The organism is Bacillus sp. GBSW19 (assembly GCF_002998655.1).
Classification (GTDB): domain Bacteria; phylum Bacillota; class Bacilli; order Bacillales; family Bacillaceae; genus Bacillus.
Map to the genome: position 1 here is coordinate 1,003,957 of NZ_PVRF01000001.1, position 22,582 is coordinate 1,026,538.

At 41.2% G+C, this 22,582-nt stretch carries 25 protein-coding genes and 1 other RNA gene; 6 read left to right on the plus strand and 20 right to left on the minus strand.

The annotated features are described in order from the left end of the window. Window positions 1–117: 117 nt before the first annotated feature. Window positions 118–597: a site-2 protease family protein gene (locus tag C6344_RS05235; protein WP_034660901.1), complete on the plus strand. Its 480-nt coding sequence runs from the start codon at window positions 118–120 to the stop codon at window positions 595–597. On the opposite strand, the gene C6344_RS05240 is transcribed toward C6344_RS05235, so the two are convergent. From C6344_RS05240 to C6344_RS05270, 7 genes are all read right to left on the minus strand, one after another. Continuing rightward, window positions 587–2,218 carry a YndJ family protein gene (locus tag C6344_RS05240; RefSeq protein WP_106072807.1) on the minus strand — a complete coding sequence of 544 codons (1,632 nt, stop codon included), beginning with the start codon at window positions 2,216–2,218 and terminating at the stop codon, window positions 587–589. The genes C6344_RS05235 and C6344_RS05240 overlap by 11 nt on opposite strands. Then, entirely contained in the window at window positions 2,211–2,816 is a 606-nt protein-coding gene (locus C6344_RS05245) for a DUF4166 domain-containing protein (RefSeq protein WP_106038613.1), read from the minus strand. The genes C6344_RS05240 and C6344_RS05245 overlap by 8 nt, the downstream gene beginning before the upstream one ends. Further along, window positions 2,779–3,660, minus strand: a complete 882-nt coding sequence (locus C6344_RS05250; protein ID WP_106072808.1) for a hypothetical protein — start codon at window positions 3,658–3,660, stop codon at window positions 2,779–2,781. Before C6344_RS05250 ends, C6344_RS05245 begins: the two co-directional genes overlap by 38 nt. Before the next feature lie 148 nt (window positions 3,661–3,808). Further along, complete coding sequence (locus C6344_RS05255; protein ID WP_034660905.1) at window positions 3,809–4,381, minus strand: TetR/AcrR family transcriptional regulator; 573 nt, start codon at window positions 4,379–4,381, stop codon at window positions 3,809–3,811. Window positions 4,382–4,384: 3 nt separating this feature from the next. After that, window positions 4,385–5,104 carry an MBL fold metallo-hydrolase gene (locus C6344_RS05260; RefSeq protein WP_034660906.1) on the minus strand — a complete coding sequence of 240 codons (720 nt, stop codon included), beginning with the start codon at window positions 5,102–5,104 and terminating at the stop codon, window positions 4,385–4,387. A gap of 37 nt (window positions 5,105–5,141) precedes the next feature. Continuing rightward, window positions 5,142–5,615: a GyrI-like domain-containing protein gene (locus C6344_RS05265; RefSeq protein ID WP_106072809.1), complete on the minus strand. Its 474-nt coding sequence runs from the start codon at window positions 5,613–5,615 to the stop codon at window positions 5,142–5,144. A 54-nt stretch (window positions 5,616–5,669) separates the two neighbouring features. Continuing rightward, window positions 5,670–6,602 (minus strand): helix-turn-helix transcriptional regulator, encoded by a 933-nt coding sequence (locus tag C6344_RS05270; RefSeq protein WP_106037306.1) that lies wholly within the window; start codon window positions 6,600–6,602, stop codon window positions 5,670–5,672. Between the two features lie 118 nt (window positions 6,603–6,720). Between C6344_RS05270 and C6344_RS05275 the strand changes: the two genes are divergently transcribed. After that, window positions 6,721–7,245: a CcdC protein domain-containing protein gene (locus C6344_RS05275; protein WP_106037307.1), complete on the plus strand. Its 525-nt coding sequence runs from the start codon at window positions 6,721–6,723 to the stop codon at window positions 7,243–7,245. A gap of 32 nt (window positions 7,246–7,277) precedes the next feature. On the opposite strand, the gene czrA is transcribed toward C6344_RS05275, so the two are convergent. Next, window positions 7,278–7,607: a Zn(II)-responsive metalloregulatory transcriptional repressor CzrA gene (gene czrA / locus C6344_RS05280; RefSeq protein ID WP_007500691.1), complete on the minus strand. Its 330-nt coding sequence runs from the start codon at window positions 7,605–7,607 to the stop codon at window positions 7,278–7,280. 186 nt (window positions 7,608–7,793) lie between these two features. Here czrA and C6344_RS05285 point away from each other — a divergent pair, with 186 nt between their 5' ends. Then, entirely contained in the window at window positions 7,794–9,119 is a 1,326-nt protein-coding gene (locus tag C6344_RS05285) for an APC family permease (RefSeq protein ID WP_034660910.1), read from the plus strand. Window positions 9,120–9,216: 97 nt separating this feature from the next. Beyond that, window positions 9,217–9,879, plus strand: a complete 663-nt coding sequence (locus C6344_RS05290) for a lysozyme family protein (RefSeq protein WP_034660911.1) — start codon at window positions 9,217–9,219, stop codon at window positions 9,877–9,879. 34 nt (window positions 9,880–9,913) lie between these two features. Here the strand turns inward: C6344_RS05290 and prpB are convergent, their stop codons facing one another. The 4 genes from prpB to C6344_RS05310 all read right to left on the minus strand — a co-directional run bounded on the left by prpB (window position 9,914) and on the right by C6344_RS05310 (window position 14,133). Continuing rightward, window positions 9,914–10,831: a methylisocitrate lyase gene (gene prpB, locus C6344_RS05295; protein ID WP_106072810.1), complete on the minus strand. Its 918-nt coding sequence runs from the start codon at window positions 10,829–10,831 to the stop codon at window positions 9,914–9,916. Between the two features lie 12 nt (window positions 10,832–10,843). Beyond that, window positions 10,844–12,280 carry a bifunctional 2-methylcitrate dehydratase/aconitate hydratase gene (locus tag C6344_RS05300; RefSeq protein ID WP_060596540.1) on the minus strand — a complete coding sequence of 479 codons (1,437 nt, stop codon included), beginning with the start codon at window positions 12,278–12,280 and terminating at the stop codon, window positions 10,844–10,846. 2 nt (window positions 12,281–12,282) lie between these two features. Next, window positions 12,283–13,425 (minus strand): citrate synthase, encoded by a 1,143-nt coding sequence (gene mmgD, locus C6344_RS05305; protein WP_060596541.1) that lies wholly within the window; start codon window positions 13,423–13,425, stop codon window positions 12,283–12,285. A 168-nt stretch (window positions 13,426–13,593) separates the two neighbouring features. Beyond that, complete coding sequence (locus C6344_RS05310; RefSeq protein WP_003215636.1) at window positions 13,594–14,133, minus strand: DUF420 domain-containing protein; 540 nt, start codon at window positions 14,131–14,133, stop codon at window positions 13,594–13,596. Window positions 14,134–14,331: 198 nt separating this feature from the next. Here C6344_RS05310 and C6344_RS05315 point away from each other — a divergent pair, with 198 nt between their 5' ends. Further along, complete coding sequence (locus C6344_RS05315) at window positions 14,332–14,844, plus strand: GNAT family protein (RefSeq protein WP_060596695.1); 513 nt, start codon at window positions 14,332–14,334, stop codon at window positions 14,842–14,844. A gap of 153 nt (window positions 14,845–14,997) precedes the next feature. Here C6344_RS05315 and C6344_RS05320 read toward each other — a convergent pair whose 3' ends face one another. The 8 genes from C6344_RS05320 to C6344_RS05355 all read right to left on the minus strand — a co-directional run bounded on the left by C6344_RS05320 (window position 14,998) and on the right by C6344_RS05355 (window position 20,877). Beyond that, the gene (locus C6344_RS05320; protein ID WP_060596542.1) at window positions 14,998–15,789 is read right to left on the minus strand and encodes a LysM peptidoglycan-binding and 3D domain-containing protein; all 792 of its coding nucleotides are present in this window, start codon (window positions 15,787–15,789) and stop codon (window positions 14,998–15,000) included. 256 nt (window positions 15,790–16,045) lie between these two features. Next, window positions 16,046–17,827, minus strand: a complete 1,782-nt coding sequence (recQ, locus tag C6344_RS05325; RefSeq protein WP_106071660.1) for a DNA helicase RecQ — start codon at window positions 17,825–17,827, stop codon at window positions 16,046–16,048. A gap of 133 nt (window positions 17,828–17,960) precedes the next feature. Next, window positions 17,961–18,146, minus strand: a non-coding RNA gene (ssrS, locus tag C6344_RS05330) — 6S RNA. Window positions 18,147–18,278: 132 nt separating this feature from the next. After that, window positions 18,279–18,779 carry a TraR/DksA family transcriptional regulator gene (locus C6344_RS05335; protein WP_066030771.1) on the minus strand — a complete coding sequence of 167 codons (501 nt, stop codon included), beginning with the start codon at window positions 18,777–18,779 and terminating at the stop codon, window positions 18,279–18,281. Between the two features lie 91 nt (window positions 18,780–18,870). Then, window positions 18,871–19,518, minus strand: a complete 648-nt coding sequence (locus C6344_RS05340; RefSeq protein ID WP_106072811.1) for an SDR family oxidoreductase — start codon at window positions 19,516–19,518, stop codon at window positions 18,871–18,873. A gap of 172 nt (window positions 19,519–19,690) precedes the next feature. After that, window positions 19,691–20,029 (minus strand): PH domain-containing protein, encoded by a 339-nt coding sequence (locus tag C6344_RS05345; RefSeq protein WP_024422682.1) that lies wholly within the window; start codon window positions 20,027–20,029, stop codon window positions 19,691–19,693. Between the two features lie 448 nt (window positions 20,030–20,477). Further along, complete coding sequence (locus tag C6344_RS05350) at window positions 20,478–20,615, minus strand: DUF4025 domain-containing protein (protein ID WP_223249850.1); 138 nt, start codon at window positions 20,613–20,615, stop codon at window positions 20,478–20,480. A gap of 49 nt (window positions 20,616–20,664) precedes the next feature. After that, window positions 20,665–20,877, minus strand: coding sequence for a DUF6501 family protein (locus C6344_RS05355; RefSeq protein WP_012010250.1), 213 nt, complete (start codon window positions 20,875–20,877; stop codon window positions 20,665–20,667). 213 nt (window positions 20,878–21,090) lie between these two features. Here C6344_RS05355 and C6344_RS05360 point away from each other — a divergent pair, with 213 nt between their 5' ends. Continuing rightward, complete coding sequence (locus tag C6344_RS05360; RefSeq protein ID WP_060596545.1) at window positions 21,091–22,575, plus strand: aldehyde dehydrogenase family protein; 1,485 nt, start codon at window positions 21,091–21,093, stop codon at window positions 22,573–22,575. Window positions 22,576–22,582 lie beyond the last annotated feature (7 nt).

The window sequence follows — 22,582 nt, forward strand, 5'->3', positions numbered from 1 at the left end:
TAGTTTACATAATAAATTTATAGTCGTGTATTAAATGTTTGCATCCTGAAAATGAATTCAGTAAAATGGCAAATAATCCTACTGCTTCCTCCCGAATATATTGGGGAGGGTTCACACTTGTTTACATTATCGGATATGTGGACGTTTTGCTGGTCGTTTTTCGTCATTCTTCCTATCGTTGCCATCCTTCATCAGCTTGGCCATATTGTGGTTGCGTGGATGTTTGGGGCAAAGGTTTCCTTTGCTCTTGGCAGAGGCAAAAAAGTGTTGAAAGTAGGCGTCGTTGAAATTAGACGAATCTATTTTCTAGATGCATTTTGCCACTATGAAGAAATGAGGAAAAATAACCGATTTTCGCACATTCTTGTCTACTTAGGCGGTTCATTATGCAACCTGCTCAGTGTTCTCATACTGAATACAATGATCGCCAATGATTTCCTGCCAGAGCACCAATTTTTCTATCAATTTGCTTACTTCTCAGTCTACTATGTATTTTTTGCACTGCTGCCAGTCCAGTATGCAGATCATCATCCGAGTGATGGGCAAGCAATTGTGAACATCATTCGGCACGGTGAACCATGTGACATCATTGACTAACATGATGACTTTCGCTGTCAATATGATAATGAATCGTTAAAAAAGGAATACCGAACAGCTTCATTTGGTGTACCGCTGTGAGACTTTGATCTGTCTCCGGCTTCATATGAAAGCTTTCTTCCATTGGCAGTTTCATGGTGATAAAAGGCGTATGTAAATACAATCCTTCGTCACCGGTACTGCCTTTTGGACGTGTGCTTTTTAATAGAAAGTCTTCCTTTTCATTAAAAGGCTTTAAAATGGCAGTCAGCTGAGAATACGGAAGCGGCAGCGCAATATTCATATAACCCGCAGCTGCATCGTGATGAAGAGCATAAAGTGCAAAAAAGACTTGCTCCCCTTTTGCGTTATGACGAATCCACGCACGCACATTCTCTCTTTCTTCCTTAGGGTGTTGAAATCTACAAAGACTTCCCGGCATTTCATAAGGAATACGAGATGACCCCAAATAAAGCTGACCTATTTTCTTAAACACTGGCTGAAGTAAAAAAACAAAAGGCCTCACCCACCAATGGAAACTGACGGCTGCTTTTAACATAAAAGCCATAGGGTTCTCATAAAATCTGCGAATCACAGGTGAAACCCGATCAGCTGAAAATGTCGTTCCATTTAATTCATCAAGTGAATCGACTAAACCGAGCTTCTCTCGATCGTGCACTCTTTCCTCTTGAAAAGAGATCAAATGAAAGCGACCATGCACTTTCGAAATCGGAAAATCCTTCTGCTTCAATTGATCCTTCGGTCCTTCGATCAACCAGCCAATTAAACCTGGCAAAATCACAAAAAAAGCATTGATACTGCCATGAAACCAAATCATCTGATCAATGCTGATGTAGGTCACTCGCATAAGCATACCCGCTGAATAAAGAAGAGATAACACGATCGTCCCCATTAAAACAAAGCTAGAAAACACAACAAGACCTTTTGCGAAAGTTGACCGAAATTTTGTTTTCACACAAAGGATTCCATATATATAGAGGGCAACCACATAAAGAACGACGCTGAACGTATCAAATAGACGGGAGAAGCTAATCCCAACAGCAATCATCACAGGCGACAGCAAAATCACCCAGCCCGCCGCTATGTATAAAGCTGTCTCCTTTGTTCGCTGTCTCCCTAATAATCCATAAAAAAGCGGGATAAAAAAAGCCGAGTAATGAAAATGAATAGCGGTCAAAAGAACAATGATCGGCGAAAATGTCATCACCTGTATATCTGCTGTGTACAGCCAAAACCAAAGCCCGCCTAAAGCGATATACATCCATGCGCCATCGATCATCAGCTCATGAAGCGGAAAGATTCCTCTTTTCAGCAAACGAGCAAAGCCAAATAACGCCAACAGGAATGTATATAAAAGCCAGCCCGATGCAAACCAGGCGGAATGATAGATAAAAGCAGCGGTTGCACAAAGAGCCGCTAGTGGAAAGGCTTTCATTAAAAAGCCGATCAGCATCCCTGGCTTTTGTTTCTTCCCTTCTTTCTCAAAAAAGTGTAAGGCAGCGGGAAGAAAAAATAGAATCGCCATGAGAACAAAAAATTCTGCTATCGGACCTGTCATCAAACGGGTGGCGATAAAAAAAGACATAAAGATCAGACTGGAGGTCAAATGCCACTTATTCATCAGGAGACATCCTTTCTGTAAAACGGCCTTTATATGTAAAAAGAGTACCAAACAGGCGATTTTTCACGTGGACATCAATGGTATATTCACCTGCATCCTCATCGTAGCCTTCCGTTACATCTGACACACCATAAAGCCATGAAGGCAGCGGCCATTCCCTGCCGAACATCAAAAACTTCTGCCGGCCGGATTGAATGTGCAGGAAACCATGCTTTGTTACTGTAAAATGAAGCTCTGACACAAGAAGTCTAGGCTTTCCAAAGTAGTCTAGGACTGTATGACTCTTCTGATCAATGATCATATCTGCATCAAAGTGCCGCTCCTTCTTTGGGAAATAAAACGTTCGATACCAGTGCATCCCTTCCTCCCCCTTATTTGTCACAAAGGGCTCATTGACAATTTGGAAAGGAATATCTTTTCCTCTCTCAGGGAAAAAACAACGAAACAATGGACCAATTCTGAAGATCAATCGAATGAGTCTTGACCCGCCGCCTATCTCCCCCATGGTGCCTTCAGCAGAAAACGCGCGGTTGTATCTCTCTTTTAGTTTTGGATGCAGCTTATCGTAATCCTTTACTTGATGACGATGAACGACCATGTCTACCTCCCCTTTTTCGTTTGATGGAAAATACATCTATACAATCTCTTAAATTGATCATACCTACAATCGACAAGATGAAAAATGCACTCATCACAAGCGGCTCATGAAGCGTCGTTTGCGGGGATAGGATCCCTATACAAAGCATGATCAGAAAAAAAATGCTTTGTAGAATGAAAAGATATTTTTTTGATAGCTTAGGAATTAGCCATGATACACCTAAAAGCGCATAAAACAATCGAAATCCCATGCTATGATCAAAAGCAGAATGTGAAAAAGGGATGACCGCTTGGCATAGCCAGACGATGGCAAACAGCAAACAAATCCCGTAATGAGCAAGTGTTCTCTCTAGTAATAACCGAGGATGCGTTCCCTTTTCAAGCCACGTCTTTAAAGCGCCAAAACTAAAGGCCGTCATAAATCCTATCATCGGGCGAAAAAGAATCCGGTCTGCCCATGTCCAACCTTTTCCTTCTTTCGTTTCGTAATCAAATTGAGTTTGAAATACAATGTGATCGCTTGTTTTCATATACTTCCAGTAGCCACTGCCTTCTTTGATAAAAGACAATGGGTGTGACGATTTGAAATTAAGTGAGGATGCCCGCTCATTCCGTTCATCCATCATTCTTGTTCGATACGCTCCTGTCCCTGTGACACTTAAACCAAACCCAAGATGCTTTTCATACAAAAAGGATTGGGGCTGTTCATTTTGGGGTTCATTTAATGAAATGGTTGAAAAACGCAAATCCCACTGTTCATGAAGCTTTGGATTTTGCGTATATTCCCAGACTTTCTCTATAGGTGCATGAATGGTTGTTTCCACATAAACAGGCTTTCTTTTCATCTGCCTCTACTCCTCTATGTGAATTATTTCACATAATAAGCATACCATGTTTCACAAAACTGTCAAATCTTTATTCGTTTTCTGTTAAAAAAATTCTTCAAGACGGCCGCCCTTTTAAGATATCGATTCACTGCAAAAAAAAGACCTTTCAATGAGACAGATCTTCTTTTTGCAACACACCTGAGATATAAAGCCTGACCGCATAGCTCACACTGTCTTCAAGCTGTTCTTTTCGTTGAAATCCCTTTTTATTTGAAATATCACCGAAGCCGTGCAATAAGCTTCTTAGTCCTCTTACCACATGTGTCATCTCTTCTTCTTTTACACCAAAGCGGGACATGATGGATTGGACAAATTCAGCAAGGCGCTCTGCCTCGCTTCTTACTTTTTTCTCATCCATATGTGAAAAGGCAGCTTCATAGAGACCTGGATGTTCCCGGACAAATTCAACATACTGCCTGGCGAAGGCTAAAACAGCTTCTTCTTTATCCAGCCCCTCTGTTACGTGTATGCCTTCTTCACAAAGCATGGACAGCCCTTTTACTGCGAGTGCCGCCTGAATCTCATGAAGACCGGATACGTGATTATAAAGGGAAGGCGGTCTGATGTTCAGCCTTTTAGACAATGTAGCAATGGTCAATGCAGAAAACCCCTCTTCATCAACAAATGCAGCTGCTGTATCCATAATTTTTTCTTGCGTGATACCCATTCTTGGAGACACGGTTTACTGCTCCCCTTTCTTCAGCTGCTGCTGCCTTTTACGAACGGCAGCTTGCAGCTTTTCATGAGGTTTTATGATGAGATCGCCATGTCCTGCAGCAAGACAGGATAAGCGAAGTGCCAGTAATTTTTCGGCGCTATTGAGTGCGGTTTCTGCATCCCATGTAGCAAAGGCCGGGAACGGAAAGGTCCAGCGAAATTCACCCGTTACTGATAAGCCGCCTTTTGTTACAAGGGCATCCCCAGCAATCACAACTCCTGACCTTCCATCGTATAAGGAAATGCTGCCAGGTGTGTGCCCTGGTGTCGCAATGACTTTCAGCGGCCCAATCTCATCTCCTTCTTCGACAAGCACATCCGGTTTTGTGTGAATATTTCTCGAAAAACTGCCTTTGATTTTTTGCTGGGGTTCGCCAGGAAGCAAGGATAAGTCACCCTCAAATAGGCGGGCATCGCGTTTTGATAAATAGACGACTGCCTCTGGAAAAACTTTTTTCACTTCATCTAATGCGCCTATATGATCCATATGACTATGGGTGAGAATAATTTTGTGTATGGGTTTGTTCTTTTGACGGGCAAATTCGATAATCGGCTTTGCTGCCATTTTTAAAGCAGCATCAATTAAAATGAGCCCATTCTCTTCCTCAAATACATAACAATTTACCGGAAATAATCGCGGCATCAATGTGAGCTGGTGCAGACGGTCAAAAGTTGTCAATCTCATCAAGTGTCCCCCTAAAACTAATGTTGTTAGTTTTATATTAACTAATACTATTAGTTTTAGCAACTATTTTTTCATCGACCGCAATATAAATATCAATTCGCGCTTCTTTTGGATCAATAGACCTTTCATCGTACCATTCAAAATCCCCTGTATATGTGCGAAAATAACGCTGATCCCAATTCCAAATCTGCTGCCATGTTTCAAGCACAACTTCTTCAATCGGCCCCTTTCTCGTTCGAAATCTTGCGTACGTGGACGAGGGAATCTCTTTTACATGTTCTAAGTGCTGATCCACAAAGTGTCCCGCTGTGAATAAATAAGAGCCATGCTCATCTTTTTCATAATCTGAATACAGCCCTATGACGGGCGCTTGTCCCCCGTGAAGCTGCTGCGCAAAAAATTGCTGCCAAAGAGGTGCAATCTTCCGCTCTTTTGTCAGCTCCATTTCGTTTGTTGTTCGAACAGACAACCCTTTCATCCATTGTTTCTCTAATGTCACGATATCGTACATACATTCTCATCTCCTTTTTTTCTATCATATAAAAAGAAACCTGACAACATTGTGTCAAGTTTCCATTCGTTTGAGAAATTGTTTCAACTGGAGATCAAACGCTTCTTTGACATGCTTTGGGGAAAGAATGTCGACATCTGGACCTAAATGGAATAGGAAACTATTTAACCAATCATCTTGAGGTACAGTGATGGTGGCAAGATAGCTTCCGTCTAAACATACGTTCAATTCGTTCTCATCCACCCATTCCTTCACTTTGCCCACTGATGCTTCCGTTAACCTGAGCGTGACAGAGCTGACCGATGGTTGTTCTTGCCAAGAGTCATTCCAAGGCTTCTCTTCGTTTTTGATTCTTTTCGGTTGGAAATATCCTGAAATGGTGACAAGACCCGTCATTCTGGTCAGCTTGAACAGACGAAAAGCTTTTTTCACACAACAAAACGCATACAAATACCAATGCCTTCCTTTTAAAACAAGCGTATAAGGCTCCACTTTGCGTGGAAGTGTTTCGCCTTTCGCATTGCGATAGGTGAACTGAATATATTGGTGCGCTGAGGCAGCTGTATGGATGAGCTGGAGCTTCTGCTCAGCCTGGCTGTCTTTTCCCCAGGAGCTTAAATCAATGAAGACATGATGCTGTTTTTCGCTTTCATCCGTATGCGTGGGAATGAGCGATTTGATTTTTTTCAGTACATGCTCACTTTCTTTAAAGGAGTACGCACTCGTCATGCTTTCGAGGGCTGTTAAAATGACCTCGATGTCATCATCGGTAAATAATTTTTTCTCTAAACGATAGTCCTCAACAAGTGAAATGCCTCCACCTGCTCCTTGGGTTGTCACAATAGGGATTCCCGCTTGATTGATGGTATCAATATCACGATAAATGGTCCTCACGCTCACTTCGTGGAGTTCAGCAAGATCTTTCGCCTGTACTTGCTTCTTGCTAATGAGCAGCATCACAATAGATAAAATGCGGTCGATTTTCATGACTTTTCCTCTTTTTCATAAATGTAGGTTTTGTTTTGATAAAAAAAGAAAGAATGGTAAAGATAAGTAACAGCCAGCATTCGTTTACATCCCTGCACGTGCAGGAGGAGGTTGCATCATGACACATAACGTGTGGCAGTTGTTCATGATTGGGAGCATTATGTTGATCTGCATCATGATTCGAATGAATCGAATGAGACGCTATCAGCTTGTACGCCCCATCAGTCTTTTGATGAGAATGTATATCTTTGGTCTCTCTGCCCTTATTCTCCTATCAGAAGGATGGCAAAATCACAGTATCTTCATCTATGCCGCTATTGGCATGCTTTTTGGAAGCAGCCTGGCTGTTCATGCCTATCAGACGATTCGAATGAAAGAAGAAAATGGCCGGCTGTATATGAAAACGAGTAAATGGATTGAAAGCTTCATTTTATGTTTGTTTTTATCCAGGCTTAGTTTTAAGCTGGTTGAGCTGACAAACCATTCGATGACCAAGATCAGTGTCGTTGAACTATATCAGCATATCGTGAGCGATGATGCGATGACCATGCTCAGCTTTTTTCTTTTAGCTGCTTACTATGTTGTTTTTTCTTATCACATGATGAAAGCAAGTAAACGATCGACACATGTGCATCATGCATAAAAACCTTCCTATAGGCGTAGGAAGGTTTTTTATCAATCGTGCTGTGCATGGTGAATCATCTGTTCAAGCACTTCCATCACATGCTGATCTTCAGGGCTGTAAAAAATCGAGGTCCCTGCTCGTCTAGATTTCACGAGACGAAGGTTTTTTAAAAAGCGCAGCTGATGAGAAACGGTTGATTGCATGAGATTCAGTGTTTCTGCTATATCATTTACCGAGTGTTCACCTTGAGACAGCAGGTGCAGAATTCGAATACGAGTCGGATCAGATAAAGCTTTAAAGGTTTGGGAGACAAGAAATAGACTTTCTTCATCCAGCTCCATCCGTTCCTGTTCTTGATTTGTATTCAGTTCTTCCTTCATTTTGCTTCACCTTTCTTGTCCGTCAAATCACGACTTATTCTCTGTATCATCATATACCAAAACGTCCGGCATGCAAAGCGGGCACACTTTAGAAAAAGGATTTACTCAAATAGCATTGACACTTGGTAGCATTCTTTTTAAAATGAGCATTATTTATTCATTTTTTTAGAGGAGCTGATAGGCAAATTGACTGAAGAGCCAAGACTAAAACGCAGCCTGACTGTCTTTCCACTTGTTGTGATCGGGCTTGCTTATATGGATCCACTTGTCGTATTTGATTCATACGGCATTGTTGCTCAGCTGACGAAAGGACACGTCGCTGCAGCTTATATATTTACGTTACTTGCATTACTATTGACAGCGCTTAGCTATGGGAATATGGTGAAGGCTTTTCCAAAAGCAGGATCTGCTTATACATATGCGCAAAAAAGTATTCATCCTCATGTCGGCTTCCTTGTGGGCTGGACACTTTTACTGGATTATTTATTTTTGCCTATGGTGAATTTTGCGATCGGAAGTGCTTATTTAACCGCAGCCTTTCCTGATGTACCTCATTACATTTGGATCATCATACTTGCTATCGCCATAACGACTGTCAATGTAATCGGTATTCGGCTTACAGCCAACATCACGGCACTATTTGTGACCTTCCAGGTCATTGTCGCCGTCACTTTTGTTGGGTTTGTTATTTATGGGCTCACACAAAACGCTGGAAGTGGAGAATTATTGTCCGCCCGGCCTTTTTATTCAGCGAGCTTAGAACCAGCGCTTATTTTTTCAGGAGCGACCATTTTATGTTTTTCGTTTCTAGGATTTGATGCAATTTCGACCATGTCTGAGGAAACCATTAAGCCAAAAAAGACGATCCCACTTGCCATCTTCTTAACCGTCGCCATTGGAGGCGTACTGTTTACCTTGACGTCTTATTTTTTGCAGCAGGTATTTCCAAATTTTCAACAGTTCAAGCATCCCGATGCTGCCTCACTTGAAATTGCGGAATTTGTGGGGGGCGCATTTCTCCACTCGTTCTTTTTAGCTGGCACAATGGTCGCTGTCATCTCTTCTTCTTTATCGTCACATGCAAGTGCAGCAAGGCTGTTATATGCAATGGGTAGAGATGAGTCGTTACCGAAGCGTTTCTTCGGATATATTCATCCGAGATTAAAAACCCCTGTTTTTAATATTTTATTAATTGGTGCTTTCTCCTTAACCGCAGTCGTTGGCGAACTTGAAGTCATTTATTCCTTTATCAGCTTCGGCGCGTTGATTGGATTCACTTTTGTGAACTTGTCTGTTTTTGCGTACTATTTCGTCAGACAAAAACAAAGAGGTGTACTCAATACATTGAGATACGCATTGATCCCTCTGTGCGGGACGGCCTTTTGTATTTGGCTGTTAACGAGCATCAGTACAAATGCATTAATCATTGGTATGCTTTGGCTGATTATCGGTTTTGTTTATTTCTGCTACAGATTGAAAACAAGACCCGAATTTACATTTGGGTATGATTGATTATAAGGTTTTCACTTGGTATCCTGTGCAGGATATGGCATAATAAAAAGGCTGTACTTCCCTTTTAAAAGCGGGGCAAAACAGGGGTGAACTGACCTTGAAAAAGAAAAAAACAGGATGTTTTGCCATTTCAGGCTGCTTCACGATTTTTCTGTTTGTTTTCGTATTAGCAGCCATTGTCATGTCCTTTAATCAAAAGGAATTAAAAAAGCTGCCGATTGATACGGAATCAATTGTTTTGTCGAGATTGGATGATTACAAGCCGCTTGTAGAAACAGAGCTAAGAGATCAAGATTTAGATCAATATACCGCGTTAATCCTCGGTATGATGTATCAAGAATCAAAAGGCAGAGGCGGAGATCCAATGCAGTCCTCTGAATCTCTTGGTTTGAAACGAAATGAAATCAATGACCCTCAGAAAAGCATTAGACAAGGAGTCCATCATTTTTCTACTATGTACAAGCATGGGAAGAAAAAAGGCGTTGATTTGGAAACCATTATTCAAAGCTATAATATGGGAATCGGCTATATTGATTTTGTTGCAAAAAACGGGGGAAAACATTCCGAGAAATTGGCAAAGCAATACTCCAAAAAGCAAGTGAAACAAAACCCCGAAGTCTATACGTGTGGAGGCAACAAAGATAACTTCCGCTATCCGTATTGCTACGGTGATTTCACTTATGCTGAAAAAGTAAAAGAAAAAACGAAAACAGTTGAAGAAAAGATGAAATTGGCTTCATCATCCACACCATCATCGTAAAAAAAGCACTTCCGTTTAGGAAGTGCTTTTCATTTTATCGCTGTTCTTTCCCGATTTCCGGCAGGATCGTTTTCGCTAAATGCTGATCCATTTCCTCATAGTCATCATATTGAATCGTTTCATACAGCTCTTTTCTCGTTTGCATGTCCTTCAAAATTCCTTGCTGCGTCCCCTTCTCCATGATTTCTGTAAATAAACGCTCATACGCTTTTGCAGCGACTCTAAGTGATGACACAGGGTAGATGACCATCTGAAATCCAAACATCGAAAATTCATCTGCATGATAATAAGGAGTCTTACCAAACTCCGTCATATTTGCAAGAAGCGGTCCTTTTATGCTGCTTGACGCATGCGTGAAGTCTTCAGCTGTAATGAGCGCCTCAGGAAAAATAGCATCAGCTCCTGCTTCGAGATAAAGATTGCCTCTGCGGATGACTTCCTCCATCCCGTTTACAGACTTTGCATCGGTTCTTGCAATCACTAAAAGCGTTGGTGCCGCTTGTTTGATGGCTTTGATTTTCGCGATCATCTCTTCTACTGGAACGAGCGACTTTCCGTTTAAATGTCCGCATTTTTTTGGCATTTGCTGATCTTCAATTTGAACAGCTGCCACCTTGCTCTCTACCATTTCTTTTGCCGCCCTTGCAGCATTCAATACGCCGCCATAGCCAGTATCCATATCGACCAAAAGCGGCAGCTGAGAAGCTCGAATGATTTCCTTCGCTTTTTCAGCCATTTCCGTTGAATGGATCATGCCGAGATCAGGCAGTCCTTTGCTGGCACAAAAAGCGGCGCCAGATAAATAGAGCCCTTGGAAGCCCATTTTTTTTGCATAAAGCGCAGACATTCCATCGTGAACGCCTGGGATTTGAAATAAAGCTGATTTGTGCATTTGTTCTTTAAAGGCTGCGGCTAAATCTGCTTGACTTGATTCATCATTCACGATCCACACACTAGTTCCCCCTTATATGACGAATAGGTCCATAAATGCTGGTACGGTTGTTGTTTTTAATTGATTTGGATTTTGACAGAGTGACACAATTTGATCCACTTGTTTTTGTGGAAATCTTGTCTTCAAATGATAGACCCATTTCTTTTCAAGCAGCGGAATGCCTTCCTGCCTTCTTCTGCGATGACCAAGTGGATATTCAATTTCGATTCGGTCTGTCATCGTCCCGTCTTTAAAGAAGATCTGCACACAGTTTGCTATTGATCTCTTTTTCGGATCTAAATAATCCGCTGTATAACGTTTATCTTCTTTGACAACCATTTGATCCCGGAGACGATCAATGACCGGATTTTGCGCCGTTTCTTCTTCATAATGGTCAGCTGTTAGCTCACCATAGATCAATCCAATCGCGGTAATATACTGCAAGCAATGATCGCGGTCTGCTGGGTTATACAGCGGCCCCTTCTTATCAATAATCCGAATCGCTGATTCATGTGTTGTAATCTCTACCCGGTCAATGTCATCTAATCGATCTTTTACAGCATCATGCAGCATCATAGCGGCCTCTGCAGCCGTCTGGGCATGAAACTCAGCAGGATAAGCAATTTTGAAAAGCACATTTTCTATGACGTATGATCCTAGCGGCTGAGCGAGTGTGAGAGATTTTCCTTGCATAAGAACATCTTCAAAGCCCCACTTCTCAGCACTAAGCGGTGTTTGATAGCCCATTTCCCCTTTTAGTGTCATCATTGCCAGTCTTACCCCGCGGCTTGTTGCATCACCCGCTGCCCACGATTTCCTTGATCCTGTGTTTGGGGCGTGGCGATACGTCCTAAGCGGAGAATTATCAACAAACGCTTGCGATAAAACATGCTGCACGTCTTCCTTTGTTCCGCCAAGCAATGCACACACAACAGCACTTGTTGCCACTTTGACAAATAGCACATGGTCCAAGCCATTTCGATTCAGACAATTTTCTAAAGCGAGCACACCTTGAATTTCATGTGCCTTGACGATCGCATGCAGTACGTCATTCATCGAAAGCGGCTCTTCACCGTTTGCAAGCCGCGTTCTGCTGATGTAATCACTTACAGCTAATATTCCGCCTAAGTTATCTGACGGATGTCCCCACTCCTCTGCAAGCCACGTGTCATTATAATCTAACCAGCGAATCATACAGCCTATATCAAAAGCCGCTTGAACAGGATCTAGCACAAACGAAGTGCCTGGAACTCTTGCTCCGTTAGGCACAACGGTACCAGGTACGATGGGGCCAAGATGCTTCGTACATTCCGGAAAATTGAGCGCCAGCATTCCGCAGCCGAGTGTGTCTATCAGTACATATCGCGCTGTTTCAATGGCTTCTTTGCTCGTAATCTCCCCGTCTACTGCATAGGCTGCGATTTCTTCCAATAGCTGATCCGTTTGATTGGCGACTGCTGTTTTATTCATGTTCATTCCCCCGTTTTTCTATCATCATCTGAGACTTTTAATCCTCTTGGCCCTAAATACCGGACTCTCGGTCTAAAAATGCGATTATGCAAATGCTGTTCAATGACATGGGCAGCTAATCCGCTAGCTCTCGCAGCAAAGAAAATCGGTGTATAAAGTGAAATCGGAATCCCGAGCACGTAATAAATAGGTGCAGCGTAATAATCAAGATTCGGATAGAGGTTTTTCTTCTCTTTCATGTATGCCTCTCCTGCTACACACATGTCATAAAGCGTTGTATCTCCCTTTGATTCCGTAAGCGTTTTCAATGATCGTTTTAAAAGAGCGGCTCTTGGGTCCATTTTTCTCATGTATACCCTATGGCCAAAGCCCATCATTTTTTCTTTTGCGGCTAATTTTCGTTCAATCAGCGCAAGGAATCCTTCCGTTGTTTTTCCTTCGAGAAGCATGTGCATGACAGCTTCATTCGCTCCCCCGTGCAAGTCACCTTTTAATGAAGAAATCGCTCCAGTAAAAGCACCATACATGTCAGAATGTGTGGATGCGATGACTCTAGCGGCAAACGTTGAATTAGGCAGTTCATGTTCACTATATAATGTGAGTGTTTGGTCAAAAGCGGTGATTTCGTCTTGTGTTGGAGTACGTCCTGTGAGCATGGCTAAAAAGGTTTCAGTGTAGGATTTGGTCTGATCTGGAGAAATAGCGGCGTCTTTTGTGAGAATATGATAGCTTCCAGCAACAATGGCCGGCAGCTGGCCGAGTAATCGAACAGCACGCCTTTGCTGGCACGCTTCTGATCGATCATGTAATGCATCATCGTACCCACTAAGAGCAGATATGCACGTTCTCATGGCATCCATAGGATGAGTGGTTTTTGGCAGCTTTGTTAAAATGGTTTGAATGGTTGGATGTAAGTTGGTTTGTGAGGAAATGTCTTGCTGAAATTGGTGATATTCCATGGTATCTGGTAATCTTCCATAAATAAGCAGATAGGCTGTTTCTAAATAGGTCTTTTTTTGTGCCAACTCGATGAGGTCATACCCGCGAATTACAATTTCTTCTTGCTGCACATCTAAGTATGAGATAGACGTTTCGCTTGCCACAATGTCTTCAAGCCCCGGTTTATACTGCAGTTGTTCAGTCATCATACAACCCCCGTTTCGTTCAATTGTTGTTCTCCAAACGAGCAAACGGCCAGAAATGATGTGAGTCTATAGATGGGAAGATACCGTGCAAGTCGGATACCCAATTCCCATTTTATCCAAAGCACTGCCTCTTGTAAATAAAAGAACGTATGTCCAGTTGGGCATACGTTAGCTGTAATATGGAGAAATCATCATATACACAATGACGCCAGTGAGACTGACATAAAGCCATAGCGGCATTGTCCAGCGGGCAATTTTACGGTGACGCTCGACTTGCATCTGTGCACCTCTAAACAGAGTAATCAGGGCAAGCGGTACAATTACAGCTGATAAGACGATATGTGTGATTAAAATAAAGAAGTAAATTGGACGGATGATCCCTTCTCCTCCGAAATGGGTATCAGCTGCCATTGAATGATATGTCACATACGAAATTAAAAAGACAAGTGTCGTTGAAAATGCAGCAAAGATAAATCGTCTATGCGCTTTAATGTTCTTTTGTTTAATCATGATGAGTGCTGAAAGTAAAAAGATAAACGTAAAGCTGTTCATCACGGCATTAAGTAACGGCAAAAATGTAATATCCAGATGGCTAAATTTATCTGATTTTGGCATTAAAAATAATAAAGCGATTAATCCGTTTATGGCAATTGTTAAAATGATCACAATACCAGTGAAATTTTTCGGTTTTTGATTCTGTTCGTTCATGTTTGAAAACCTCTCTTTATTAGTTCCGACTAAGAGTATGTTATTTAACTTTCTCTATAAAGTCAATGAATTCGCTGTCTTCGTCGAATTTTAGACAAACTTAAGGGTTGCAGACGTTCTAACGGCTTGAAAGATCCATCCACTTCCTTTAGAATTGGAATTTATGTGATTTTTATCATTTCTGATATGAAAGGAGTAATGGACTTGTCAATCTTACAGGAAACAGCCAAAGATGTGAAGACGTTAGAGCAAGAATTACAGCAATTGCAGTTCCAAATGTATCGAATGCAAGAAAATATGAAAGATATTTCGAAAAAAGCAAAAATCATTGGCATCGATCAAGCGAAAGAAGATGAGTGGATGATCGTCTCTGCCATTGAAAGTGCAGATACATGTAAAATTATGTTGAGCGATTGTGAAAAAGCTTTTCGCGGACAATCTGATTTTTCCTTAATTGCGGAATATCCTGAAGAAGGAAAGATTCATATTGCCGATATTAAAGGCCCGCCAGATAATGGGTACGGCTCCATCTGTATGAAGCATTTAAAAGAAATCGCAAGAGAGCAGAACATACCAGTGATTACTGGCGACCTCGTCAAAAGGGACTGGAATCACGTGGATCGCTTGATTCATTTTTATGAAAAGCATCAATTTGATGTCCAAATCAATTGGAAAGAACAAAGCGGAGAAATTTATTGGGTGGACAGCTAACGACAAAAACCAGCGTGTATCATAAGATATGCGCTGCTTTTTGTCGAAAATGCAAACTTTTCAGAAAAATATGTGTATTTTTGACCAAAAAAAGGGTATAATAAAAGCATCAGGCCGCCACCTGATGCTTTCTTCCAAAAAAACAATTGTTTACTAGTTAAGTACTTTTACTTTGACTGATTTTACGCCCCAATTTTGCGCTTGGGATTTGCTTGGTACATGTACATCAATTTTGTTACCTTTAATTGCGCCGCCAGTATCTGCTGCGATGGCTTCACCGTAGCCTTCAACATAAACCTTACTTCCTAATGGAATGACACTAGGATCTACTGCAATAACTTTTGCGTTTGGGTTTTTGTTTAAGTTTACCCCTGTTGCAGTGATACCTGAGATGCCACCATCATTTGCTGTATAAGCCGTAGCCGTAACAGTCATTTCTTTTTGTACACTTTGACTAGCAGAAGATGATTCTGCTTTAGCTGTTTCCTTTTTAGGAGCAGCTTTTTTCGTTGTTTGCTCTTTTTGGACAGGTTCCTGTTTTTGAACAGGTTCTGAGCTTACCGGAGCCGAGCTTTGACCAGCAACACTTAGTGTTGAACCAATCATAATTATATCTGAGTTTAAGTTATTCCAAGACTTAATATCGCTAATTGACACATTAAATTTTTGAGCGATTTTCCAGAGGCTGTCCCCCTTCTGGACTTTATACTGCTCCTGAGTTTTCTCTTTTGAAGAGATTGTCAATTTATCACCTACATAGATCATATCAGTAGATAAATTGTTCCAACCCTTTAGGTCCTTTAGAGACACATCATTTTTTTGTGAGATTCCCCAAAGTGTATCACCTTTCTGTACAGTGATTTCCTTTGCAGAAGCTTGCTGCGCTCCAAATGCTGTTGTTGAGATTGCTGCAACAGCAACCAAGGACATAATAGTCTTCTTCATAAAGTAAATCCTCCCTTGTTAGCTTTTTATGGCGGCTAACGAGTGCTATCGTAACATATGTAAATGTCATTTCAATAACAAAACGATATGTTTTAGATTACAGTTCCTTTACATGAAACATCTCTCTCCATTGGTAAATCAGACCACAAAACGGCTTGATTCCCCGCCATATCAAGGTTTTAAAAGGATCGAAAACGACCTGATGAAAACGTGTCCAAGTGCAGCGAAAAAAATTTATTTTTCTTCTTTAAACACTTTATTTTTTCTCTTTTTCTATAAATAAACGAATTTCTTCTAAAAAAACATCTCCGTATTTCTCTCTTTTTTGAGCGCCAATCCCCTTAATTTGGAGTAATTCATCATCTGTTTTAGGCTCTACAGCTGACATTTCCTTCAATGTTTGATCAGAAAATACAACAAATGGCGGGACGCCTTGCTCTCTAGCTAGCTTCATTCTCAGCATTCTCAATCGCTCAAATAATGCATCATTTTCTTGAATGGCCTCTGCTTTGATCGCCTGCTTTTTATACACTGTCTCTTGTCCAACTAACACTTTCTTCCCTTTATGGGTCACCTTAAGTGTTGGGTAAGCACCTTCAGACATGTGCAAATACTCTTCTGTAATTAAAAATTCAATGAAGTCACTGATTTGCTGAGCCGAATGTTGTTTCATTAAAGCATATGTAGGGAGACGGTCGAAACCTAGCTCAAGCACTTTTTTGTTTTTAGAGCCTGCCAGTACTTGGGCTATCATCATTTTACCGAATCGCTCATTCATCCTCACTGTACAAGATAACACCATCTGTGCTTCTCTTGTGACCTCTTCACGCTCTCTTTCATCAAGGCAGTTGCTGCATTTACCGCAAGGCGAACTAGCTGTTTGATCAAAATAGTCCATCACAAATTGCTGCAGACATTGCTCAGTATGACAGTAATCCACCATTTGCCTTAATTTAAGCAGTTCATGCTGATAGCGCACCTCATCTTCTGTTGACTGCTCAATGAGAAAGCGCTGCACTCTTACGCCTTGTGGTGAAAACAGTAAAATGCATTCACTTTCAAGCCCGTCTCTGCCGGCACGCCCAGCTTCTTGATAGTAGCTTTCAATATCCCTTGGAATTTGATGATGGATCACAAAACGTACATTCGACTTATTGATTCCCATGCCAAATGCTGATGTAGCGACCATAACCTGGATGTCATCATTTAAAAACAGGTTTTGCTGCTCTTCTCTCGTATGGTCATCCAATCCGCCATGATAAACGCCAGCTTTGATCTTTTGTTTTTTTAGTCGATTATAAATGTTATCCGCTTCTTTACGAGTTGCTGTATAAATAATGCCAGACTCAAGACTGTTTTTCTTCATATATTGTGTGATAAAACGGTCACTATTTTCCCCTTTGATCACTTGAAAGGACAAATTTTCTCTAGCAAACCCAGTAAAGATGGTTTCTTCTGCGTTCATGCCAAGCTGTTCACATATATCTTGGTGAACCTTTTTCGTCGCTGTAGCTGTTAATGCGACAATCACCGGCCTTTTTGACAGCTTGTTCAAGCATTCTTGAATGAAGCGATAACTTGGCCTAAAATCATGCCCCCACTCAGATATACAGTGCGCTTCATCAATCGCGATTAAAGGGATCGTTAACCGATCCAGCAGCTGAAAAAAACGTTCATTTTGTAAGCGTTCAGGTGTGATATAAAGCAGCTCATATTCCCCATTTTCGCATTTTTTCAGCCTTTCATTCATTTCAGCTGCGGAAAGTGTGCTGTTTAAAAAGGAAGAACGTATTCCCATCTCATTTAACGCATCGACCTGATCCTTCATTAAAGAAATAAGCGGAGATACAACGATCGTTGTACCTTCCATCATGAGGGCAGGGATCTGATAGCAAACTGACTTCCCTCCGCCTGTCGGCATAATGCAGACAGTATCCTTTTGTTTATTTACAATCGCTTCAATGGCTTGTTTCTGTCCTTTTCTAAAGACATCAAAGCCATAGTATTGTTTCAGGAGTGCTTCTGCTTGTTCTAACATCCAATTCCCTCTCCGTCATTAGTTTTGTCCATTTTAACATATATTCTTGCCTCTACAGGCGATCTGTCCAATTTCGCATTTTCACAAAATAAAAAGCCATTTTCCGAAATGGAAAATGGCTTGAATCATCCTAGGAAAAGCTGCGGATGCCGTAATCTAAGTAAGAAAGTTTTAAACCACCACTCCTCAAAGTGGGTGTTTGCAGAAACGTTCCTGTCTTCCTCTCTAAGGAGGCATGACATTCCGGCTTCAATATAAAACTCCCTATTACAGCTTAAAGGTTAAAACTTAATTAACATTACGCGCATCGCAGCCTTTAAACTATATTACACGAAAGTTTATTAAATTTCAAGAGATCTTTTTTCTAAGAAATACTTATGTATACAAGATATTTGTCCTTGCACACATAAGAAAACATTATTCTGAAAAAATGTAACTTCCACTTATTATCCTATTTTTCTTCGTCTATGTCAACATCCTGCTCTTCCTCTAATCGTTCATACGTATCTGAATGCATCTGATCCATTGTTTCTCTATTTGTTAAATCACGCATTTGATCAGAGAAATTACGGTCAAACTCGTTTGGGTCTTGAGTCGTTTCTTCGTTTTTCTTCGCATCGATTGAATAACGTGTATAGGGGACTGCTTTTAAACGTTCATATGGAATGTCTTTCCCTGTTTTCTCACATATCCCATATGTTCCGTCTTCCATTCGTTTTAGTGCTGCATCAATTTCGTCTTCAAGCTGGCCATCAACTTGATCCAGCGTTTGTTCTGTCATGCGGTCTAAATAGATGCTCCCATGATCAGCGATATGGTTCCCAACACCATTTGAAATCTCGCTGGATTCACTTAGCATAGATTCTTCTTTCTTTTTTGACCCTTTCACATCTTCTTTTAATTGATTCAATCTTTCGTATAAATCAGCTTTTTGTTCTTTCGTTAAGCCCACGGTCAATCACTCCTTTCTCATTAACTTCCCGCTGCAAGGGAATTGAAAACATCAAAAAAGCCGCCGCCTTTTTGGCAGCAGCTTTCTTCTCTTACATGGTGCGAAGTGCTTCTTCTACTGGTTTATCCCCTTTAATCAAGTCAAAGTATTTATTTTTCACATTGGATTCCGTTAAGCTTTCCACAAGTACAGCGGCTACGTCCTCTCTTGAAATCTCAATGTTTTGATCATCTGGAATATGCTCCGCAGCTTCAATCTTTCCTGTCTTTTCATCATGCAGCAAGGCGCCTGGACGGACGATGGTATAGGAAAGCCCAGACTGTTTTAAGTGTTCATCTGCTTTTCTTTTCGCCTCATAATAAATTTCCATACTTCCTTGCCCTTTTCCCTGGTTTGGGTCATCGGCATTATAGGAACTCAGCATAACAAAATGCTGAATGTTTTCTTTTTTCGCTGTGTCGACAAGGCGTTTTGCACCTTCTTGATCCACTGCAATCGTCTTATCTGCACCTGTTTTTGAGCCTGAACCAGCTGCAAAGATGACAGCATCTGCTTGTTTCACAGCATCTGTCACATCCTTTTCAAGATCACCGATGACAGGCGCTGCACCAAGTTCCTTTAGCGCATCCGCTTGTTTTTCATCTCGAATGAGAGCAAGCGGCTCATGTCCTTTTTCTTTTAAATAACGAATGACGAGCCTGCCTGTATGTCCATTTGCTCCAGCAACTAATACTTTCATTGTTCATTCTCCTTTCTGTATCTGTTTCATCTTTATCCTTTTTTGCTATCATTCAAACACCTAAACAAAAAAAGCCCTTCCCAGAAAATATGGGTAAGGGCTCAGGAAATGTGCGATCTATTAAAATAAGTAGAATGAGAAAAGTGCATGATCTATGTAATCGCAAGGTTGATCAGCAAAGATGTTTTGTCAAAATGGCTTGCACATCACTCAAATCCGTCTCTTTCGAAAAATCGAGTTCAAATACTTTTGAGCTTGTGACAAGCAGCATACCTGTGTCCTGATCAAACACGCCAGCTTCTTGAATGGCAAAACTTTCAATTGATCGATACGGCAAGGAGACCCTGACTTTCTTCTTAGAAAATACGCGGTTATCGCCAAAGATCAGTCGTTTATTGGTGAAACAAATTTGGTCGTGACGCAGTCTGTAAACAGCCTCAATTCTTTCCCCTTCAATTAGTAAGGATTCGAATTTCTTATCATTTTGTTTACTGACAGAAAAAATACCCACGTAAACCCCCTCTTCCTCCATCAAATTCCTTTATGAAAAAACGGACGCACGCTCTGTGGGTACGTTTTATTCTCACTTATAGAATACGCTATAAATGGTCGTTATTCCATTACGAATAGATTAAATTTCATTTAACTTTTTCTTTTTGATTCGATGCTCTTTCCTCTACTTATTTAGACAGTTAAAGCAGGAAAAAAGTTTCAGTTCTTTTTGAGAAAAATTGCTGAATGTTACCAATAAAAAAACAGTGATTTTTTCAAATCACTGTCAGCGTGTAGACAAAACCTCGCATTCTTTGTCAGTCCTGCGCGCCGGTGCTCACGAATGTCAAATTCGCTCCGCTCCGGTACTCATTCTTCCTAGACTGCAAAGGTTTTCATGTCACGCTGAAAAATGAAGACAAAGTGCTAAAATAAAGATCATTTTAGCACTTTGTCAACAATCTGGACTATTCGTCTTTTGGTGTATCAATGGTTCCCTCGGCATATACATCGGAAATCTGCTCAAGCGTAATCGCCATATCAGCATCTTCGTGATCATGCCAAGCATTTTGATTATTCTGCTCGTCTGTTTGCTTCTTTTTCATCATCATCACCCTTTACTGTTTTTCTTAGTATGAGTGATGATCACTAAAATCATTCAGCAGAAATGTCTTCGAAATACTCTTTATAATACCCGCCTACTTTACCTGTATTATCAACGACAAAGAGGAATTCTTCTGTCTCATTTTTCACTTCATATGTGCTTCCAACCGTTAGTGCACGGTCGACCATATATTTTTTCGCATTCGTATGTATACATTTTACTTGCTTTAACGTTTGAGCCGTTTGCCAGTTTTGATGGATCATGATTTAAAAACTCCTTTTTTCATCTATACATTTATTGTAGCCAATTTTTCGTGAAATGCAATGAGTGTTATGGATTGCTTTTAAACATGTCGTGTAATATGATGAATGTATACGTTTACACACATGTGCGTATACTGGTTCATTTGCTTCAGGTCCGCTTTTCCACCTAGAACTCGCAGAACAACCCATATCTTTAAGGAGGTTTGTTTATTTATGAGCTCTACAACACTTCAAATTAGTTCAAAACTCGATTCTTTTCTCCAAGGGACGAAAAAACTCTACATTAACGGTCAGTTTGTCACAAGTCACGATAACAAAACCTTTTCGACTCCTAACCCAGCCACAGGTGAAACCCTTATTGATGTATATGAAGCAGGTGCAAAAGACATTGATGAAGCAGTAAAGGCTGCCAAAAAAGCCTTTCAAGGCCCATGGCGCTCAATGTCTGCCGCTGAACGCGCCCGCCTCATGTTCAAGCTTGCTGATTTAATGGAAGAAAACCAAGAAGAGCTCGCGCAGCTTGAAACTTTAGATAACGGAAAACCAATTAATGAAACAACAAATGCAGATATCCCTCTCGCCATTGAGCATATGCGCTATTATGCGGGCTGGACGACCAAAATAAGCGGACAAACCATTCCTGTCAGTCAAGGTTATTTTAATTATACCCGTCATGAGCCTGTTGGTGTTGTAGGACAAATCATTCCTTGGAACTTCCCGCTGCTCATGGCCATGTGGAAAATGGGTGCTGCACTTGCAACTGGCTGCACCATCGTTTTAAAGCCAGCAGAACAAACACCCCTCTCTGCTCTTTATTTAGCTGAATTAGTGGATAAAGCCGGCTTCCCAGAAGGTGTGATTAACATCGTTCCTGGATTTGGTGAAACAGCTGGAAACGCATTAACCGATCACCCTGATGTAAATAAGCTTGCCTTCACGGGGTCAACAAGCGTTGGGAAACTCATCATGGAGAAAGCAGCCAAATCCATTAAGAGGGTCACATTAGAACTTGGCGGAAAATCACCAAATATTATATTGCCAGATGCCGATTTAAAGAAAGCCATTCCAGGTGCTTTAAATGGGGTCATGTTTAACCAAGGCCAAGTGTGCTCTGCAGGTTCTAGAGTCTTTGTTCACCGGAGTCAATATGATGAGGTTGTCGATCAAATGGCTAAGTATGCGACATCCCTCAAGCAAGGCGCCGGTCTTCATCAAGATACGCAAATCGGACCTCTTGTAAGTAAAGAACAGCATGAGCGCGTGTTAGGATATATTGAAAAAGGTAAATCTGAAGGTGCAACAGCCGTTGTCGGTGGCGATTGCCCTTATGAGGCTGGCTATTTTGTCTCCCCTACTGTTTTTAAAGATGTAGAAGATGACATGACCATCGCAAAAGAAGAAATCTTCGGGCCTGTCCTATCTGCGATTCCATACGATTCCATTGATGAAGTGGTCGAAAGAGCCAACCAGTCTGACTATGGATTAGCAGCAGGACTTTGGACAGAAAACTTAAAACATGCCCATGACATTGCTGCACGTCTTGAAGCAGGCACGATTTGGGTCAACTGCTATAATGTCTTTGATGCTGCAGCCCCGTTTGGAGGATACAAGCAATCAGGTCTTGGCAGAGAAATGGGATCATACGCCCTTAACAACTATACAGAAGTCAAAAGTGTGTGGATTAATCTCCAAGACTAATGACGCC

Excerpts from the sequence above, each read along its gene's own strand:
- C6344_RS05240 (WP_106072807.1), bottom strand. The coding sequence starts at position 2,218 with ATGAATAAGTGGCATTTGACCTCCAGTCTGATCTTTATGTCTTTTTTT.
- C6344_RS05245 (WP_106038613.1), bottom strand. The coding sequence starts at position 2,816 with ATGGTCGTTCATCGTCATCAAGTAAAGGATTACGATAAGCTGCATCCA.
- C6344_RS05250 (WP_106072808.1), bottom strand. The coding sequence starts at position 3,660 with ATGAAAAGAAAGCCTGTTTATGTGGAAACAACCATTCATGCACCTATA.
- C6344_RS05260 (WP_034660906.1), bottom strand. The coding sequence starts at position 5,104 with ATGAGATTGACAACTTTTGACCGTCTGCACCAGCTCACATTGATGCCG.
- C6344_RS05265 (WP_106072809.1), bottom strand. The coding sequence starts at position 5,615 with ATGTACGATATCGTGACATTAGAGAAACAATGGATGAAAGGGTTGTCT.
- C6344_RS05270 (WP_106037306.1), bottom strand. The coding sequence starts at position 6,602 with ATGAAAATCGACCGCATTTTATCTATTGTGATGCTGCTCATTAGCAAG.
- C6344_RS05275 (WP_106037307.1), top strand. The coding sequence starts at position 6,721 with ATGACACATAACGTGTGGCAGTTGTTCATGATTGGGAGCATTATGTTG.
- czrA (WP_007500691.1), bottom strand. The coding sequence starts at position 7,607 with ATGAAGGAAGAACTGAATACAAATCAAGAACAGGAACGGATGGAGCTG.
- C6344_RS05300 (WP_060596540.1), bottom strand. The coding sequence starts at position 12,280 with ATGAATAAAACAGCAGTCGCCAATCAAACGGATCAGCTATTGGAAGAA.
- mmgD (WP_060596541.1), bottom strand. The coding sequence starts at position 13,425 with ATGACTGAACAACTGCAGTATAAACCGGGGCTTGAAGACATTGTGGCA.
- C6344_RS05310 (WP_003215636.1), bottom strand. The coding sequence starts at position 14,133 with ATGAACGAACAGAATCAAAAACCGAAAAATTTCACTGGTATTGTGATC.
- C6344_RS05315 (WP_060596695.1), top strand. The coding sequence starts at position 14,332 with ATGGACTTGTCAATCTTACAGGAAACAGCCAAAGATGTGAAGACGTTA.
- C6344_RS05320 (WP_060596542.1), bottom strand. The coding sequence starts at position 15,789 with ATGAAGAAGACTATTATGTCCTTGGTTGCTGTTGCAGCAATCTCAACA.
- recQ (WP_106071660.1), bottom strand. The coding sequence starts at position 17,827 with ATGTTAGAACAAGCAGAAGCACTCCTGAAACAATACTATGGCTTTGAT.
- C6344_RS05340 (WP_106072811.1), bottom strand. The coding sequence starts at position 19,518 with ATGAAAGTATTAGTTGCTGGAGCAAATGGACATACAGGCAGGCTCGTC.
- C6344_RS05350 (WP_223249850.1), bottom strand. The coding sequence starts at position 20,615 with ATGAAAAAGAAGCAAACAGACGAGCAGAATAATCAAAATGCTTGGCAT.
- C6344_RS05355 (WP_012010250.1), bottom strand. The coding sequence starts at position 20,877 with ATGATCCATCAAAACTGGCAAACGGCTCAAACGTTAAAGCAAGTAAAA.
- C6344_RS05360 (WP_060596545.1), top strand. The coding sequence starts at position 21,091 with ATGAGCTCTACAACACTTCAAATTAGTTCAAAACTCGATTCTTTTCTC.